Below are 15,924 nucleotides of genomic sequence, written 5' to 3'. Positions count from 1 at the left end.
GGGGAGATGTGATCCGGTGATTAGTACGCGCACGGGCGGCCGGTCGGCGGTCCGGGGCTGACGAGTCCGCTCTCGTAGGCGATGGTGACGAGGTGGGCGCGGGAGGAAGCGCCGAGCTTCCGCAGGATCCGGTTCACATGGGACTTGACCGTGAGAGGGCTGATGCCCAGCAGGCGCGCCGGCGTGCCGTTGTCGGGCTGGGTCGCGACCAGGGCGAGTACCTGCCGTTCCCTGGCGGAGAGTTGATCCAGTGTCGGACTGGGAGGGGTGGCGGAGATCCTCGTCACCATGGATGGCGAGGAGATGACCGTCCCGCCCCGGCTGATCAGGTCGAGAGCCACCACGAAGGCAGCCGCTTCCATCTGCTGGCCGAGGATGCCGGTGACGCCGACGCGCAGGAGCGAACCGGCCTCCTCGGCGGGTGTCTCACCGATGACGGCGAGCGTGGTCCGGGCTGCGGCCAGGCGCAGGGACAGCAGTGTCGTGGTCCGCGGGGAAGAAGCCATGGCCATGGCGTCGATGAGGAGTATGTCCGGCCTCAGTGAAGGCAGTTGGGCCAGAGCACTGGCCAGGTCGGGGATCTGCGCCTGGACGATCAGGAGGGCGGAGTCCTCGATGACGCGCGCCTAGGCCTCCCGCAGGAGAGCGGGGCCGCCCGTCAGGAGTACCCGGTGCATCGTTCGTCCTTCGGGTCGCCTGGAGGAGTGGGGATTCGAGCGGTGGCGGTCCGGTCCCGAGTGGGCTCACGATGCAGTCGGCGCCGCGAGCCCACCGGATGGATTCAGGAGACGGGCTGGGGTTCCTTGCGGTCCGTCGGCGCCGTCTTCTGAAGGCTGGTGCCTTCGACGTCAAGATCGGGCAGTATCCGGCCCAGCCAGGCCGGCAGCCACCAGGCGCCCCGCCCTGCGAGGGCCAGTACCGCGGGTACGAGCGTCATACGGACGGCGAAGGCGTCGATGGCCACGCCGACGGCCAGGGCGAACGCGATGGGTTTGATCAGGGAGTCGTCCAGCGGGAAGAACCCGGCGAAAACGGTGAACATGATCAGTGCGGCCGCGGTGACGACCCGAACGCTGTGGCGCGCACCGTCCGTGACCGACTGTCGTGCCCGGCCGGTGCGGGCCCATTCCTCGCGCATGCCGGACACGAGGAATACCTCGTAGTCCATGGCCAGTCCGAACAGCACGCCGATCAGGATGATCGGCAGGAAGCTGACGACGGGGCCACTGTGCGGCACACCGAGGACGTCGGACAGCCAGCCCCACTGGAAGACGGCGACGACCAGCCCGAGCGAGGCCCCCACCGAAAGCAGGAAGCCGACGGCGGCCTTGACGGGGATGACGAGCGAACGGAACACGATCATCAGTAGGAGCAGGCTGAGGCCGACGACGATGGCGACGAAGGGGAGGAGGGAGTCGCTGAGCCGGTTGGAGACGTCGATGTTGACCGCGGTGGTGCCGGTGACCGCGATGGAGGCACCGGTGGTGGCACGGAGGTCGGCGCTCGTCGCACGGATGTCGCGGACGAGTTGGCCGGTGCGGGCGCTGTCCGGACCGGACGTGGGCAGGACGGTGATGACGCTCTGTGCCGGGTCGCTGGTGGGCTGGGGCGGCAGGACGGCCTTGACGTTCTTGAGGGTCTGCAGCTTCCGGGCCACTTGGGTACCGGCTTGTGAACCCGCGGAAGCCGTACCGCTCTTGGTCTCGGTCAGCACGAGGAGCGGGCCGTTGAATCCGTCGCCGAACTTGTCGCTGATCGTGTCGTAGGCCTTGCGCTCGGTGGAGGCGTGCGGGGCGGAGCCGTTGTCGGGAAGAGCGAGGCGCAGGTCTGAGGCGGGCAGGGCCAGGGTCAGCAGGATGCCCGCCACGGCCAGCACCGTCAGCAGCGGTTTGGCGATGACCCACTTGGTCCAGCGGGCGCCCATGGTGGTGTGGCCGGTGGGCCCTTCGGTGTCGGCGGCCCGCCGGGCGGCGCGGCTGCCGGGCTTGGGCGTGAGCCTCGAGCCGGCGAATCCCGCGATGGCGGGGACGAGCGTGATCGCGGCCAGTACGGCGATGAGTACGGCTCCGGCGGCCCCGAGGCCCATCGTGGTCAGGAACGGGATGCCGATGACGCTCAGGGCGGCGAGCGCGATGATCACGGTGGTGCCGGCGAAGACCACGGCGCTGCCAGCCGTGCCGGTAGCCAGCGCGATGGATTCCTTCGGGTCGGTTCCGCGGGCGAGTTGCTGGCGGTGGCGCGAGACGATGAACAGGACGTAGTCGATGCCGACGGCCAGGCCCAGCATCAGGGCGAGCGTCACGGCCGTCGAGGAGATGCTGACCGCCGGTGCCAGAGCGAGCAGCCCGGCCAGACCGACGGCCACGCCGATCAGCGCGGGCAGCAGTGCCATCCCGGCGGTCAGCAGCGAACCGAACGTGACGACGAGGACGAGCAGCGCCACGGCCACGCCGATGATCTCCGACGGGCCGACGTGGACGCCCTTGCTGCTGTAGACGGAACCGCCGACCGAGGTCTTCAGCCCGTCCTGCTCGGCCGCCTTGGCCGCGTTCTCGATCGCGTCGATGGACGAGGTGCGGACCTGCGCGTTCTGTACCGGGTACTGGACCTGGACGATCGCCGTCGTCCGGTCCGCCGAGACGGCTCCCGAGGCGCGGGGCTCGACGACCTCGCTGACCTGGGGTGCCTTCTCGGCCGCCGTGACGGTCCGGGCGATGGCCGCGGCGTAGGGCGCCTCGGTGACCTGGTGGCCCTTGGGCGCGGTGAAGACGATCTGGGCATTGGCGCCCGCAACTTCTGGAAGGGTTTTGCTGAGGCTGTCCAGCGCACGCTGCGACTCGGTGCCGGGCACCGAGAAGCGGTCGTCGAGCTTGCCACTGAAGACGCTGACGCAGGTGATGAGCGCGGCCAGGGCGAAGAGCCATATGCCCAGGACCAGCTTTCGGTGGCGGTAGGCGCGGTGGCCCAGCCGGTGGAGCAGGACAGCCATGACGAACTCCCTTGGACGGTGGGATCCCGCAGGTCCGAGCGCGGACAGGGGCGGGGGAAGCGGCGGGCACACCGGTCGGGAATGCGGTCAGGTGACGGGCAAACGCCTACGGGTGCCGTGTTCGATAGGCCGACTTTATCACCTGCTCAAGTCGAGCGATCGAGTCGCTCGACTGTTACATCTTTCACGCTCGGCGTGAGCCCGCTGTGAGCCGGAGGACCGTGCGCGCGGCACGTGAGCCGCGAACGGGAGCTGGGGCTGAGAGGGCGGCGGTGTCGTGACCGGGTGCCGGGCCGGTCGGGCTCACCACGACGCGAGAGCTCGTCGAGGCAGGCAGGTCTCCGGGGTCGTCCCGGAGACCTGCGACCGGGTTCGTGGCCTGCTCGGAGATGGGCTCGGCGGCCGTCCAGGATGCGCGTCCCAGCGTCGGCGAGGGACGCCGGTGTGGCGGCGTACCAGGCCGCGGGGCACGGGGTTCGGGTCTCTGTGCGTGACGGCAAGGTCAGGTGGTTCTCCGGGCGCACGCCCCCGACCTGCTGGCACTGCCGGAGATGGACGTCACCCTGCCCCGGATGGGACAGGCGGCGGGGGCGAGGTGACCCCTGACACCGTCGTGGCGGGCCCCGAACGCCCGTGATCCGGATGGCCTGACCTGTGAGACCTCGCTGTGCAAGGCAGAGATCGTCGGCGCTGCCGCCCAGGACGAGCGAGCGACGCGGTATGGTGCCGCGCTCCTTCACCCGGGGCGTCGGAGAGCGCGCCTCGGCACCGTCGACGACGCCGAGCAGGGCGGCCCGGGCCGGATGCGGCAACCATGACGCCACCGAGTCTCCTGCCATCGGATCTGAGGAAGGAGCAGTCATGGGCCGCCGATGCCGTCCAGGCCGTCGACCACAAGTGCGTCGCCACCGTGGGTACGCCTCACGCCGAGCGCAACCGCGGGCCGGGAATTCGAAGACGTCGGTCACGTCTTGGAGCAGGGCGAACGGTGTCGTCGACGTCGACGCGGCGCCTCAGAGGGCGTTCTCCGCCGCCGTTCACACCGAGAACCGCGCCGGCTGGGCATGCGTCCGGCAGCTGTCAGCTTGCCGGTACGGACACCAGCTCCAGCCGACCGCCGGCCATGGCGACCACGGCGGACACGAAAGCCTGGAGGCAGGTGTGCTCGGCCTCCTCGTCGGGATGAGAGAGGCGCTGCATCGTGAGCCCGTCGAACCCGGCGAGGAAGAACCGGGCGATCGTTTCCGCGGGCTGGGCCAGCTGCTGTCCGGTGCGCTCGGCCGCCTCGGTCACCAGTCGCGCCGTCACCTCGGTCACCCCCCGGTGGTGGCTGTCGAGGGCCTCGCTCAGAGCGGGGGTGCGCAGTGCGAACATGGTCAGCTCCGAGAGGAGCTGATGGCTGGCGGGCTGCTCACGCACCGTTCGCCACAGAGCGGCGGCCAACGTGCTGGCCGTCTCCTCGAATCCGGCATCGGCCGGAGCGGCCGCCTCGACCTGGGCGATCAGATCCTGCGTGAGCTGCTCCATGACAGCGCGGTACAGCCCTTCCTTCGTGCCGAAGGTGTAGTGCACCGTGGCCTGAGCCACCCCCAGCTCAGCGGCGATGGCACGAGTGCTGCCGGCCGCGACCCCTTCCCTCGTCATGAAAGTGATCGCCGCTTTGATCAGCTGAGGACGGCGCTCGGCCGCGGGAACGTGAGCCATGACTGCATCATAGCGACCAAGTCTTGTGAACAAGTCGATCGAACAGGTCAGGCGCCGCGCTGACGGAGGATGCTGCAGTGGCACGGCCGCTGAGGTCCGGTCTGTGGCCGCGTGGGTCAGTTCGCGCGGAAACGGCGGGTGAATACGTTGCCTCCACCCGCTCCCGGAAGCGGGAGGAACGAGGAGGCAGGCTCATGAAGGAAATCCAGTTTGATACGTGTGTGATCGGGGCGGGACCCGCCGGACTGGCGGTCGCGCGGGCTCTGGCGGAGCGGAATCTGCCGTACACACATCTTGAGCGGCACACCGGGTCCGGCGGTATCTGGGACATCGACAATCCCGGGAGCCCGATGTACGAGTCGGCCCATTTCATCTCCAGCAGGACCCTGTCGGGATTCGGCGGCTTTCCGATGCCCGACGACTTCGCCGACTACCCGCCGCACCGGCAGATCCTGTCGTACCTGCGATCCTTCGCCGATGCCTACGGGCTGACGGACCGGATTGAGTTCGGCGTCGAGGTCGCCGACGTCGAGAAGAACGCGGACGGCACGTGGACGGTCACCCGGGCCGACGGGCGGGCAAGCGTGCACGGACAGGTCGTCGTGTGCACGGGCTCGCAGTGGCACCCCAACATCCCTGACCTTCCTGGGGAGTTCAGCGGGGAGGTCCGGCACACAGTCGGCTACCGCAGCGCGGAGGAGCTGCGCGGCAAGCGCGTCCTGGTCGTGGGCGCGGGGAACTCCGGCTGCGACATCGCCTGCGACGCCGCCCGGAGTGCCGACCACGCGGTGATCAGCATGCGGCGCGGTTACTGGTTTATCCCCAAGCACCTGTTCGGCCGGCCGGTGGACACCATCGCCAACAGCGGGCCGCATCTGCCGATGTGGCTGGCGCAGCGCGTCTTCGGTGCCGTACTGCGGATCATCAACGGCGATCCGACGCGACTGGGGCTGCCGAAGCCGGACCACAAGCTGTTCGAGACCCACCCGGCCATCAACTCGATGCTGATCCACCACCTCCAGCACGGCGACATCACCGCCAAGCCCGGGATCGCCCGCACCGCGGGCAGGACCGTGCACTTCACCGACGGCACGAGCGACCACTTCGATCTCATCCTGCTCGCCACGGGCTACGTCCACAAAGTGCCCGTCGCGCAGCAGTACTTCGGCGACGAGCAGCACCCCGACCTGTACTTGTCGTCGTTCTCACGTGAGCACCTGGGCCTGTTCGGCATCGGCTTCGTGGAGACCAACTCCGGTGCGTACCGACTCTTCGACACCCAGGCGCAGCTGATCGCCGGGTATATCCACGACGCGCGGCACCAGCTGCGGAACGCTGAACGGTTCACCCAGATGATCCGCGCCGACCGCCCGGATCTGTCCGGCGGGCTGAAGTTCGTCGACTCGCCCCGCCACATCGGCTACGTCGACAGCGGGGCGCTCGTGAAGTACCTGGGCAAGGTCGCGCGCGACATGGGCTGGCGTACCGAGGGCCAGCCGCCGCAGGTGCGGTCCCTGCGCGCTGTCAAGGAAGGCAGCGCGGCATGAGCGGGTTCGACTACACCGACAAGGTCATGCTGGTGACCGGCGGCGCGGGCGGCATCGGCAGCGCGCTGTGCCACCGCTTCGCCTCCGGCGGCGCCCACTGCGTCGTCGTCGACATCGACCAGGCCCGGGCCGAGAAGGTCGCCGCCGACCTGCCCGGTGTCGGGCACACGGGCATCGGCTGCGATCTGATGGACCGCGCCCAGGTGGAGCGGCTCTTCGACCTGGTCGCCGATGCCTACGGCCGCCTCGACGTGCTCGTCAACAACGTCGGTATGACCAGCGCGGAACGCTTCGACGTGCGGAGCGTCGAGAGCATCGAGCGGGAGATCACTCTCAACCTGACGTCCCCGCTGATTGCCACCAGGATCGCCATTCCCCTTCTCTTGGCTTCCCGGGACGCCCGGGTGGTCACCACCGTGTCCCTCGGCGGAATCTTCCCCCTGGGCGAGACCCCGATCTACACGGCTTCCAAGTTCGGGCTGCGCGGCGCGATGCTCGCTATCGGCCTCGACCTGCGGAGCAAGGGAATCCTGGCCGGCTCGGTGTTGCCGTCGGCGACCGACACCCGGATGCTGCGTCAGGAGGCCGTGGACGGCGGCAACTCCATGCAGTTCCAGGACCGGCCCCAGCGGCCCGCCGACGTCGTCGCGGCCGTTGTGAGCCTGCTGGACAAGCCCCGCCTGGAGGCCTACCCCCGGACCGGTGAGTCCCGTCTGGTGCGGTTCGCGATGCTCGCACCGAACCTGCTGCCCAGGATCTTCCCGCTGTTCCGCAAGCGCGGTGATCGCGGCATGGCCCGCTATCTGGAAGAACTACGACGCCGCGGACTGGCCCGCCAGACCGACGGCCGCTGGGAGCTGGTGGAGGAAGCATGAGCACGCACCAGACGCTGCATGTCGTCAACCCCGCCACCGAGGAGCCGATCACCACCCTGCCCGCCGCGAGTGCCGACGACATTGCCAAGGCCGCCGAGCGGGCCCGGCAGGTCTTCACCGCCGGAGTATGGTCGCGGCTGCCGGTCCGGGAGCGCGCCGCGGTGCTGCTGCGGCTGGCCGACCTGATGGAACGCGACGCCGAGATTTTCGCCCGGCTGGACAGCGAGGACGCGGGCAAGCCGATCACGGAGTGCCGTACGGGCGACGTGCCGGGCGCGATCGAGTCGATCCGCTGGTTCGCCGAGGCGGCCGACAAGGTCTTCGGCCGTCTCGCGCCGAGCGGGCCCCACGGGCTGGGCCTCATGAGCCGCGAACCGGTCGGCGTGGTCGCGGCGATCCTGCCGTGGAACTACCCGCTGGCCATGACCGCGTGGAAGGTCGGACCCGCCCTGGCCGCGGGCAACTGTCTGCTGGTCAAGCCGGCCGAGGCAACCCCGCGTTCGGCCCTGCACCTGGCCACGCTCGCCGCCGAGGCCGGCCTGCCCGACGGGGTGCTCACCGTCCTGCCCGGGTACGGTTCCGAAGCGGGGGCGGCCCTCGCCCTTGACCCCCTCGTGGGGGCGCTCTCCTTCACCGGGTCCGCCGCGACCGGCCGCCGCATCCTCACGGCAGCCGCAGAGAGCAACCTTAAGCGCGTCGCACTGGAGATGGGCGGCAAGAGCCCTCAGGTGCTGATGGCCGACGCGCTCGCCTACGGGGACGAGCTGATCGACAACATGATCGAGGCCGCGTTCCTGACGACGGGGCAGAACTGCACGGCCGGCTCCCGCGTCCTGGTCCACCGCAGTATCGCCGATGAGATCCTGGAGCGGTTCACGGCCGCGGCCAGGGAACTCGTCATCGGTGACCCGTCCGACTCGCGCACGCAGGTGGGGCCGCTCATCGACCGTGCCGCCTTCGACCGGGTAGCGGGAGCCGTGGAGGTCGCCCGAGCCGGTGGAGCCAAGGTCCATACCGGGGGACTGCCCCACGGTCTGCCTCCGCACGGCGCCTACTACCCGCCCACCGTGATCACCCGCGCCCCCGACGGCAGCGACGTCCTTACCAAGGAGCTGTTCGGGCCCGTCGTCACCGTCCAGACCTTCGCCTCGGAGGACGAGGCGGTGCGGATGGCCAACGCCACCGAGTACGGGCTCGCCGCCTCGGTCTGGACCCGCGACCTCGACAGCGCGCTGCGGCTGGCACGCGGCATCGAGGCCGGAGTGATCTCCGTGAACGCCTACAGCGAGGGCGACATCACCACGCCCTTCGGCGGCTGGAAGCAGTCCGGATTCGGCGGCGTGGAGAAGTCCACCAACGCCTTCGACCAGTGGACCCGGGAGAAGACGGTCTGGATCCGCACACACTGACCTCGGGCCTGGGCCCTGGCCTAGGAGCGATCCGTACGCATCTGCTCCCGCAGGTGGACCGGGGAGGTACCGTGCCAGCGACGTACCGCGCGGCGCAGCGCGCGCTCGTCGGAGAATCCCGCCCGCCGGGCGATGTCACGCAACGTCAGTTCCGGCCGGAGCAGCAGCTGTTCGACGCGTTCCCGGCGTACTCCCTCGACGAGTGCCTCGTACGTCGTGCCGCAGTCGGCCAGTCGGCGGCGCAGCGTCCGTTCGCTCGTCGAGTGCCGCCGTGCCTGTTCAGCGAAGGAGGGGATCGCCGGCAGGCTCTGCGCGACGGAGATCTCCAGTACCTCCAGCAGGTCCTGCTGGTCACGGCGGGAAGCCATCTGCGCGTCGAGCATCTCCAGTGTCGACGCGTAGGCCACCGGATCCCGGCCGGGCATCTGGGTACAAGCCCACGTGGCGTCGATGAGCATCCGGTTCGTCGGGGCGCCGAATCGGACCGGACAGCGGAACAGGGCGCCGTACAGGTCGAGTTGGCGAGGTGGCGGAAAGGAGAACTCGACTGCCCGTGGCGCGAATGCCGGGTCGACGGCCAGCCGCGACAGTGTGACCACGGAGGCGAACGCCTCCTCGCTCAGGAAGGACGCCACGGCCGGGTCCATGGCGGGATCGGGGAGGTCGGCACGCAGCACGAAGGCCTCGTCCTCCTTGCTCGTGGCGGCCGACCACACGACCATCGCCCCGGACAGGTTCTGGTATTTCACTCCCGTCTCGATGGCGTGTTGCAGCGTGTCATCGGCCATCAGAGCGAAGCCGAGCAGGCCCCACGCGGTCAGGTGCTGTGCCGCTCCGACCTTCAGCCCCAGGCGCTCGTCCCGGGTGAGCTCGAGAGCACGCCGGATCACCGCGCTGCCCTGCCGGTACGACACCCTCAGCGCGGCGGAACGCATGACCGTCTCGTCCAGCCCGACCTGCTTCAGCAGGGGTCGCAGATCGATGCCGCGCTCGTCGGCGACTGTGACGAGACAGCGCAGGATGTTCGGCTGGATCGTCGCCGATGTGCTGCGGCTGGTCCCCGGAGGGTTCGCCGGGTCGGGGGCAAGGGACATCGCACTCACCTTCTCCTCGGCGACCACTGTAGGCAGCCTGGCACCACCCGGTCGCGGGCCTGGCCCCCCAAGTCCCCTGTACGGCCCCTGGCGTCCGGGCGCCCGCGTTCCACGCCTGACTACGGTTTCCGGAATCCGTACCGCGTTGACTCGTCGGCCCTCCCACGCACACTGGAAATGAAGGTGTGAAAGCACCATGCCCTCTAATGCCTTCCGGGCTGGGTCCGGGAGCCCAGTCTCCAAGATCGGTGCCCGGCGGGTCGCGACCATCGCGTTCGCCGCACAGGGCGCCTGTGTCGCCGCCGTGTACACGACTGTCCCGGCCGTCACCGAACACCTGAAACTGGCCCCTCTCCTGACGACCGCCTTGATGGTCGCTGTGGCGCTGGCGGCAGGGGGCGGCAGCTTCCTGGGTCTCTCCACGATCCGCCGTGCTGGTCCCGTCGCCGCGATGCGCGGGGCCATGCTGACGGCCGTGGCCGCGCTGGTGCTGATCGGCTGGGCCCCCGGCCAGGCTGCCGTCACCTGCGCGTACCTCCTCTTCGGGCTCGCTGTCGGCGCCCTCGACGTAAGCGTCAACACCCGGGCCGCCGAGATCGAACGCGCCTACGGCCGCAGTGTGTTCGGCTCGTTCTACACGGCATGGAGCATGGGCGGCGTGGTCGCGGCGCTGCTCACCGCCGGGGCAGCCCGGCTGGAGTGGCCCGTGGCCGGCGGCCTGACCCTGCAGGCAGGCAGCGTCCTGCTCCTCGCCGTGTGTATGAGCACACATGACCTCCCCGCCCCCAAGGGACCCCCGGCCGCCGTCGCGCAGCCCCCGCTCGGGCACCGCGTGTGGATCCGGCTCATCCCGTTCGGCCTGGTTCTCCTGGTCGTCTACGTGATCGAATCCTCCGTCTCGGCCTGGTCGGCGGTCTACCTGCGGCAGACTCTCGCCGCGTCCCTCACGGTCGCGCCGCTGGCGTACGCGGCCTATCAGGCAGGCACGGTCATCGGCCGAGCCGGCACCGATCGCCTCGTACAGAAGCTCGGAACGGTCACCGTCGTGCGCACCGCGGCCCTGCTGGCCGCCGGCGCCCTGGCAGCTCTGGCTGCCGCGCCGGGCTGGCCATTCGCCGTGCTCGCTTCCGGGGCGGCGGGCCTCGGGGTGTCTGTGCTGGCTCCGCTGTGCCTGGCTTCCGCCGCGCGATTGCGTCCAACGGCCTCGGAGGCGGTCCTGGCACGCCTGAACCTCTTCAACTACGCCGGGGTCATCACCGGCGGCGCCGTCGGCGGACTCCTCGGCTCCACCGGCCACTTCCGTCTCGCTTACGCGCTACCGGCCGCACTGGCCGTTCTTCTCCTGGCTGCCGCCCGCCACTTCACCCAACCTTCGAGCCCGACCCGCACGGAGAGCGTCCCTCCCGTCGACCGGGTAGATCCTCGACTACTCGGCTGAGCGATCGATGACGGGGGTGTCGCCGTCGAAGACGCCCCGAGGCCCCGGCCGGACGCTGGCACCGAGCCCGCCCTCGAATCGACCTCTGCCCCCGACTTAGATGAGGCCACGCGTGGAGAGGAACCCGCTCCACTGATCAACAGCGTTTTCGGCGATCTGCAAGGCGTCGTGCTCCGTGCCGCCGGACGCAATGCAGAAGCGGTGCGCCGAGGTCCCGGTGCCGACAGAGACCTCGACGTCGTTCCGCGCGATCGTCGTGGAAAGGTCGCCCGTCCTCGTCCTGTTCAGCTTGAGGTGCTTCGAGCCGTTGGCGAGATCTGCACAGACCTGGAGCACCGGACTGCTGTTGATCAGGTCCTCCACGGCTTTACTGGTCAATCTGCTCCCTGGATCGTTCAGGTGATACACGGTCTCGAGGAACGACAGAACCAGGTCGACTGCGGCGTCGGTGCCTCTTGGCGCGCCCGTGTATACGGCCCCGCACATCCTCAAGGCGGCGGCCTACCCGCTCCCACTGCGATTGCCAACCTTGGCCAAGCATGAAACGAGTGTCTCAGGCGGAGTCACCGCCGACATCTGCTCGTTAGGGAGCTCGACTATCCGCCCTCACGCGGTACAGCTCAAGAGGCTCCGCCCCTGAGTATCGGGGCGGAGCCTCTGCGCGTTGGAAGGGAAATCCGCTGTGCGAGGATTCTATCCCCTTGGCTGGACGGGGTGAACGCGGCTGCTGCTGTGGTGAGCGTTCAACTTATTGACTCTCAGGGGCCATTGAGGGGCCGCAAGGACAGGAACAGACCGACAAGCACGGCAAAGGGCTGACACGGATCAGCACGTCTGACCTGCAAGAACGGCGTGAATCGGCAATGATCGGCAAGGGCCGTCAAGATTCCCAATGGACTCATAATCCGTCGGCCGTGGGTTCGAGTCCCACCCGCCCCGCTGTGCACGGCTGTGACCTGCGGAAACGTATCATCTGGCGTACTGATTCAGAGGTTTGCCGCAACGGACGGAAACCGCTGCTCGTGACTTCAACTCTGGGGCCGTAGGGGTTAGTTCGAATCGCTCTGACCTGCTCTGACGTGGTGGCCCGGGTGCTGGGCACGCCTCCGTAGCCGACCTTTTCGAGGGGCTGGACGCCCAGTTCTGGATGCTGGCTGGACGCGAGGAATCGCAAGTGCCGTCTGGTGATCTTCGAGTCGGCCTTCTGTCCGGGGCGGCGTGTGGGTGCGGCGGTCCGTGCGAGGGGACTGTGGCCGAGGTGTGTGCCGGGATAACGGCCCGTACAGGAAACGGCCCAGCGCGCCCTTGCCTCATGCTGCGGCGTGCGCGCCCCTGTCGCGTGGTGACACGGCCAGGTAGCCGACGAATCCGATGATTGCCACCGTCCAGGCGAGGGTGACCGGTGCCAGGCCGAGGTCGAGGCCGCCGCGGGTGTGGGGGAGTGCCATCCAGTCGGCGAGGGAGGCTCCGAGGGGGCGGGTGATGACATAGGCGGTCCAGAAGGCGGTCACCGCGCCGAGGGCCCCGAAGCGGTGGGCCAGGGCGGGTGCGCAGATGGCGACTGCGAAGAGGGCGACCGAGCCCAGGTAGCCGAAGCCGACGGTGGCGGTGAGATCGCCCGTGGCGGTGCCGAGGGCGAAGGTGGCGAGGACGGCCGCCCAGTAGAACGCCTCACGGCGCCGGGTCCGGATGGTGTGGATGGAGAGGGTCCGCTCGCTCGCGTACCAGAGGGCGAAGACCGCGGCCAGTACGACGAGGAACGCCGGGGTCGAGACGGCGTACGGCACGCCGAGGCCGACGTGCAGGACGTCGGCGGCCATGGTGCCGAACACGCTGACCATGACGACGGCAGTCCAGTGGGCCCAGGCGACATACCGGCGAAGCGCGAACTGCACGGCCAGGGACGCCGTCAGGGCGAGGCCGCCGAGCGCCACCGCCGGGATCGGGCCGAGCGTGCGGGCCAGGAGGTCCGACGCCGTCTCACCCATGCCGGTGGTCAGCACCTTGATGATCCAGAAATAGACGGTCACCTCCGGCACCTTGTTTGCCAGTTGGCCTATGGGGGCGTGGGGGCGTGGGGGCGTTCATCGAGGACAGGCTCTGCGGTCATGATCCGCACGATCGCACTTCGAGCATGAACGCAACCTGAACGGTGCGCGGGGGGTCTATGCCTTGAGCTCGCTCGTCCGGGTACGGGGTGAGCGGACTGTGGAAGCCGCTCGAGCTCGTCGGCGCTACGCCGTTCGGGCCTGTCGCGTGGGCTGCGGTCCGCCATCCCCTCACTTTGGACAAGGGCGAGGGAGACGACTTCTCCTCACCCGTCTCTAACCGGCGAGCCGTACGGTGAAGTGGCCTCCTACGAGATGTAGGAGAAGATGGTTCCGGGACGCGTGACGATGAAAGGTGCAGGATGGCCGACGGCTCGAACGTCACGATGACCGGTGCCTCTCGCACCGGCTTCCCCCTGCGGACGGCCCGGCCTCGGCGCCGGTGGGGCGAACCGTGGCTCGCGGCGGTCGCGGGGGCTTTCACGCTCGCCCAGCTCGTCCTCGTACGACCGGGTCTCGGTCTCGGCTGGGACGAGACTGTCTACGTCAGCCAGGTCAGCGGCCATGTTCCCGCCGCCTTCTTCAGCGCGCCCCGGGCCCGCGGCATCTCGCTGCTTGTCGCGCCGATCGCGTCGTGGTCCGACTCCACCGCCCTTCTGCGGGTCTATCTGGCGATCCTCTCCGGTCTGGGCCTCTGCTTCGCCCTGCGCGTCTGGCGGGCTCACGTCATGCCGCGCGTCCTGGCCCTGGCGGGTGCCCTGTTTGCCTCCCTGTGGGTGACCCTGTTCTACGGCCCGGAGGCCCATGCCCAACTACTGGGTCGCCGTCGGCGCCCTGGCCTGCGGCGGCTGCTTCCTGCGCGTCCGCGCGAACCCAGGGGACCGGGCAGCCTGGTGGGGCGTGTTCGCGGGTGCGGCACTGATGGCGTGGATGCGCCCGATGGACGCCGTCTACCTGGTGCTTCCCCTGCTCGCCCTCGCCCTGCGCCGCCCCCGCCTCCTCGCCGTGCTGGCCGCCGGTCTGCTGGCCGGTGCTGGTGAGTGGGTGATCGAGGCGTACATGAGCTACGGCGGCCTTGCGCAACGCCTCTCCGACGCCTCCCGCATCCAGGGCGGTCTCGGTCTGCACCTGGCGGTCGCCGACCAGTTGCACAGTCTCGGGGGGCGTACCCTCTGCCGTCCCTGCACCGGACCGGCCCCCAACCCGGTGGTGACCCTGTGGTGGTTCGCGCTGCCCGTCCTCGCCGCGCTCGGCGCGGTCACCGCCGTCCGGGCCCGACGCGCCCTGCCCGTCCTGCTGCCGCTGGCCTGCGCGGTCACGGCCGCCGTCCCCTATCTGTTCCTCATCGGCTACGCCGCCCCCCGGTTCCTGCTGCCCGCCTACGCCCTGCTCGCCTTCCCCGTCGCCCATGGCCTGGCTCACCTGGTCAGCGCCCCGACTCGGGGGACCGTGCGCACCGTCGCCGTGAGCCTCGTCGCGGCCTGCCTGGCGGCTCACCTGGCCGTGCAGTTCGTCGTCCTGGAACACACCGTGCACGGTTCCGCCGCGAGCCGTGACGACTGGTCCCGCACCGCCTCAGCCCTCCACACGCTCGGCGTGCGGCCGCCGTGCCTGCTCAGCGGCTACGAGGCCGTGCTCATCGCCTTCTACACCGGTTGTGGCTCGGCCCAGACCGACGGCCACGACACCAGCACCACCGCGGCCGCACTGGCCCGGGCCGCCCACCGGACCACCGTCGCCGTCCTCGCCCAGCCCGGCGACCGTCCGCCCGCCTACGCGCGCACCTGGTCCATGGAGCGGGCCGGGGTTCTCCATGCCTACGTCGCTCCCTTCGTCCGGCAGGGGCGGTGACCGCGGTGACAGTGTCCGACAGCGTGATGGTGACCGCGGGCAGGCGTCACTACGTCCGGCTGGGCATCACCCTCGCGGTACTCGTCGCCGCCAGCGGCATGCTCGCGGCGCACCGGGCCACCCTCGACAGCGGTACCGACCAACTGGCCGCCGCCGACGGCGAGTGGCTGGTGCTCGCCTGCTTCGCCACTGTCGCCACCTGGGTGTGCGCGGCAGTGGCGCAGCAGGGGGCGGTTATCGAGCGGCTGCCGAAGGGACGACTGGTGGCCGCTCAGTTCGCGGCGTGCGCCGCCAACCACATCCTGCCCGCAGGAGCCGGGGCGAGCTTGGTCAATCTGCGGTTTTTGACGCGGTGCGGCCTGTCCACCAGGCGCTCGGCGACCGCGCTGGCCGTGAAGGCGGCGGCCGGCGGGGGCGTCCGGTGCGTGCTGGGCGTCGTCCTGCTGGTGGCGTCGCCGGGCGCTGTCCCGCTGCCGGCGCGGGTCCCCCACGTGCTGGTCCTGGCACCGGTGGCGGCGGCAAGCGTCGTGCTGGCGGTGGTGGCCAGCGGTCGGCTCAGGCGGACGGTGGGGCGGGCCGTGACCGACGTGCTGGAGGTGCATCGCTCCCGAGGGCGGGCCTGCGCACTGTGGGGCGGCTCGGTCGCGTTCGCGTTGCTGCACGCGGCCGTGGTCGTGGCCGTGGTGCACGCGCTCGGTCTCGCGTTGCCGACGAGCCATGTGGTGCTGGCGTACCTCGTTGCCAGCGGGGCGGCGGCCCTGCTTCCCACGCCCGGTGGACTGGGGTGGCTGGACGCCGCGCTCGCCTTCGCGCTCACGGCCGCCGGAGCACCGGGGCAGACGGCGATCTCGGCGGTCATCGGCTACCGCATGCTCACCGGATGGCTGCCGATGGCACCGGGACTGCTGGTCCTGGGGGTGCTGGACCGCCGTTCGGCGCTCTGAGCCGGTGGCGGGGCTCGCTGCCTCT

General features: G+C 69.9%; 10 protein-coding genes and 2 pseudogenes. 6 read left to right on the top strand and 6 right to left on the bottom strand.

Features of this window, described 5'->3' with window-relative positions; all coding sequences use genetic code 11:
• Positions 1–20 precede the first annotated feature (20 nt).
• The 3 genes from ABZT02_RS02940 to ABZT02_RS02930 form a co-directional block, all read right to left on the bottom strand.
• The gene (locus tag ABZT02_RS02940; RefSeq protein ID WP_356013551.1) at positions 21–506 is read right to left on the bottom strand and encodes a LuxR C-terminal-related transcriptional regulator; all 486 of its coding nucleotides are present in this window, start codon (positions 504–506) and stop codon (positions 21–23) included.
• Positions 507–781: 275 nt separating this feature from the next.
• Positions 782–2,989 carry an MMPL family transporter gene (locus tag ABZT02_RS02935; protein ID WP_356013548.1) on the bottom strand — a complete coding sequence of 736 codons (2,208 nt, stop codon included), beginning with the start codon at positions 2,987–2,989 and terminating at the stop codon, positions 782–784.
• Between the two features lie 1,080 nt (positions 2,990–4,069).
• Positions 4,070–4,693 (bottom strand): TetR/AcrR family transcriptional regulator, encoded by a 624-nt coding sequence (locus ABZT02_RS02930; protein ID WP_356013546.1) that lies wholly within the window; start codon positions 4,691–4,693, stop codon positions 4,070–4,072.
• A gap of 194 nt (positions 4,694–4,887) precedes the next feature.
• Between ABZT02_RS02930 and ABZT02_RS02925 the strand changes: the two genes are divergently transcribed.
• Genes ABZT02_RS02925 through ABZT02_RS02915 form a run of 3 tightly spaced genes read left to right on the top strand, consistent with a single transcriptional unit; the run spans position 4,888 to position 8,524 of the window.
• Complete coding sequence (locus tag ABZT02_RS02925; RefSeq protein ID WP_356013544.1) at positions 4,888–6,240, top strand: NAD(P)/FAD-dependent oxidoreductase; 1,353 nt, start codon at positions 4,888–4,890, stop codon at positions 6,238–6,240.
• Positions 6,237–7,115: an SDR family oxidoreductase gene (locus tag ABZT02_RS02920; protein WP_356013543.1), complete on the top strand. Its 879-nt coding sequence runs from the start codon at positions 6,237–6,239 to the stop codon at positions 7,113–7,115. The genes ABZT02_RS02925 and ABZT02_RS02920 overlap by 4 nt, the downstream gene beginning before the upstream one ends.
• A complete protein-coding gene (locus ABZT02_RS02915) occupies positions 7,112–8,524 on the top strand; it encodes an aldehyde dehydrogenase family protein (protein WP_356013542.1) in 1,413 nt (470 codons plus the stop codon). Before ABZT02_RS02920 ends, ABZT02_RS02915 begins: the two co-directional genes overlap by 4 nt.
• Positions 8,525–8,544: 20 nt before the next feature.
• Here the strand turns inward: ABZT02_RS02915 and ABZT02_RS02910 are convergent, their stop codons facing one another.
• Entirely contained in the window at positions 8,545–9,618 is a 1,074-nt protein-coding gene (locus tag ABZT02_RS02910) for an AraC family transcriptional regulator ligand-binding domain-containing protein (RefSeq protein ID WP_356013541.1), read from the bottom strand.
• Positions 9,619–9,814: 196 nt separating this feature from the next.
• Here ABZT02_RS02910 and ABZT02_RS02905 point away from each other — a divergent pair, with 196 nt between their 5' ends.
• The gene (locus tag ABZT02_RS02905) at positions 9,815–11,056 is read left to right on the top strand and encodes an MFS transporter (protein WP_356013539.1); all 1,242 of its coding nucleotides are present in this window, start codon (positions 9,815–9,817) and stop codon (positions 11,054–11,056) included.
• 96 nt (positions 11,057–11,152) lie between these two features.
• Here ABZT02_RS02905 and ABZT02_RS02900 read toward each other — a convergent pair whose 3' ends face one another.
• Positions 11,153–11,419 (bottom strand): hypothetical protein, encoded by a 267-nt coding sequence (locus ABZT02_RS02900; protein WP_356013537.1) that lies wholly within the window; start codon positions 11,417–11,419, stop codon positions 11,153–11,155.
• A 947-nt stretch (positions 11,420–12,366) separates the two neighbouring features.
• Positions 12,367–13,166, bottom strand: a pseudogene (locus ABZT02_RS02895) (hypothetical protein).
• Between the two features lie 300 nt (positions 13,167–13,466).
• Here ABZT02_RS02895 and ABZT02_RS02890 point away from each other — a divergent pair.
• Both ABZT02_RS02890 and ABZT02_RS02885 read left to right on the top strand, forming a co-directional pair.
• Positions 13,467–14,955, top strand: a pseudogene (locus ABZT02_RS02890) (hypothetical protein).
• 5 nt (positions 14,956–14,960) lie between these two features.
• Positions 14,961–15,899, top strand: coding sequence for a YbhN family protein (locus tag ABZT02_RS02885; RefSeq protein WP_356013534.1), 939 nt, complete (start codon positions 14,961–14,963; stop codon positions 15,897–15,899).
• The last annotated feature ends 25 nt before the right edge of the window (positions 15,900–15,924 follow it).

Origin of the sequence: Streptomyces sp. NPDC005402 (genome assembly GCF_040606575.1) — a bacterium.
In the GTDB taxonomy this organism is placed as follows: domain Bacteria; phylum Actinomycetota; class Actinomycetes; order Streptomycetales; family Streptomycetaceae; genus Streptomyces.
The sequence above is the reverse complement of the archived record's forward strand: the minus strand, read 5'-3'. Positions and strand labels throughout refer to the sequence as shown.

Bases quoted from the DNA above. Each gene is read 5' to 3' on its own strand.
- ABZT02_RS02940 (WP_356013551.1), bottom strand. From the start codon at position 506: ATGGCTTCTTCCCCGCGGACCACGACACTGCTGTCCCTGCGCCTGGCC.
- ABZT02_RS02935 (WP_356013548.1), bottom strand. From the start codon at position 2,989: ATGGCTGTCCTGCTCCACCGGCTGGGCCACCGCGCCTACCGCCACCGA.
- ABZT02_RS02930 (WP_356013546.1), bottom strand. From the start codon at position 4,693: ATGGCTCACGTTCCCGCGGCCGAGCGCCGTCCTCAGCTGATCAAAGCG.
- ABZT02_RS02925 (WP_356013544.1), top strand. From the start codon at position 4,888: ATGAAGGAAATCCAGTTTGATACGTGTGTGATCGGGGCGGGACCCGCC.
- ABZT02_RS02920 (WP_356013543.1), top strand. From the start codon at position 6,237: ATGAGCGGGTTCGACTACACCGACAAGGTCATGCTGGTGACCGGCGGC.
- ABZT02_RS02915 (WP_356013542.1), top strand. From the start codon at position 7,112: ATGAGCACGCACCAGACGCTGCATGTCGTCAACCCCGCCACCGAGGAG.
- ABZT02_RS02910 (WP_356013541.1), bottom strand. From the start codon at position 9,618: ATGTCCCTTGCCCCCGACCCGGCGAACCCTCCGGGGACCAGCCGCAGC.
- ABZT02_RS02905 (WP_356013539.1), top strand. From the start codon at position 9,815: ATGCCCTCTAATGCCTTCCGGGCTGGGTCCGGGAGCCCAGTCTCCAAG.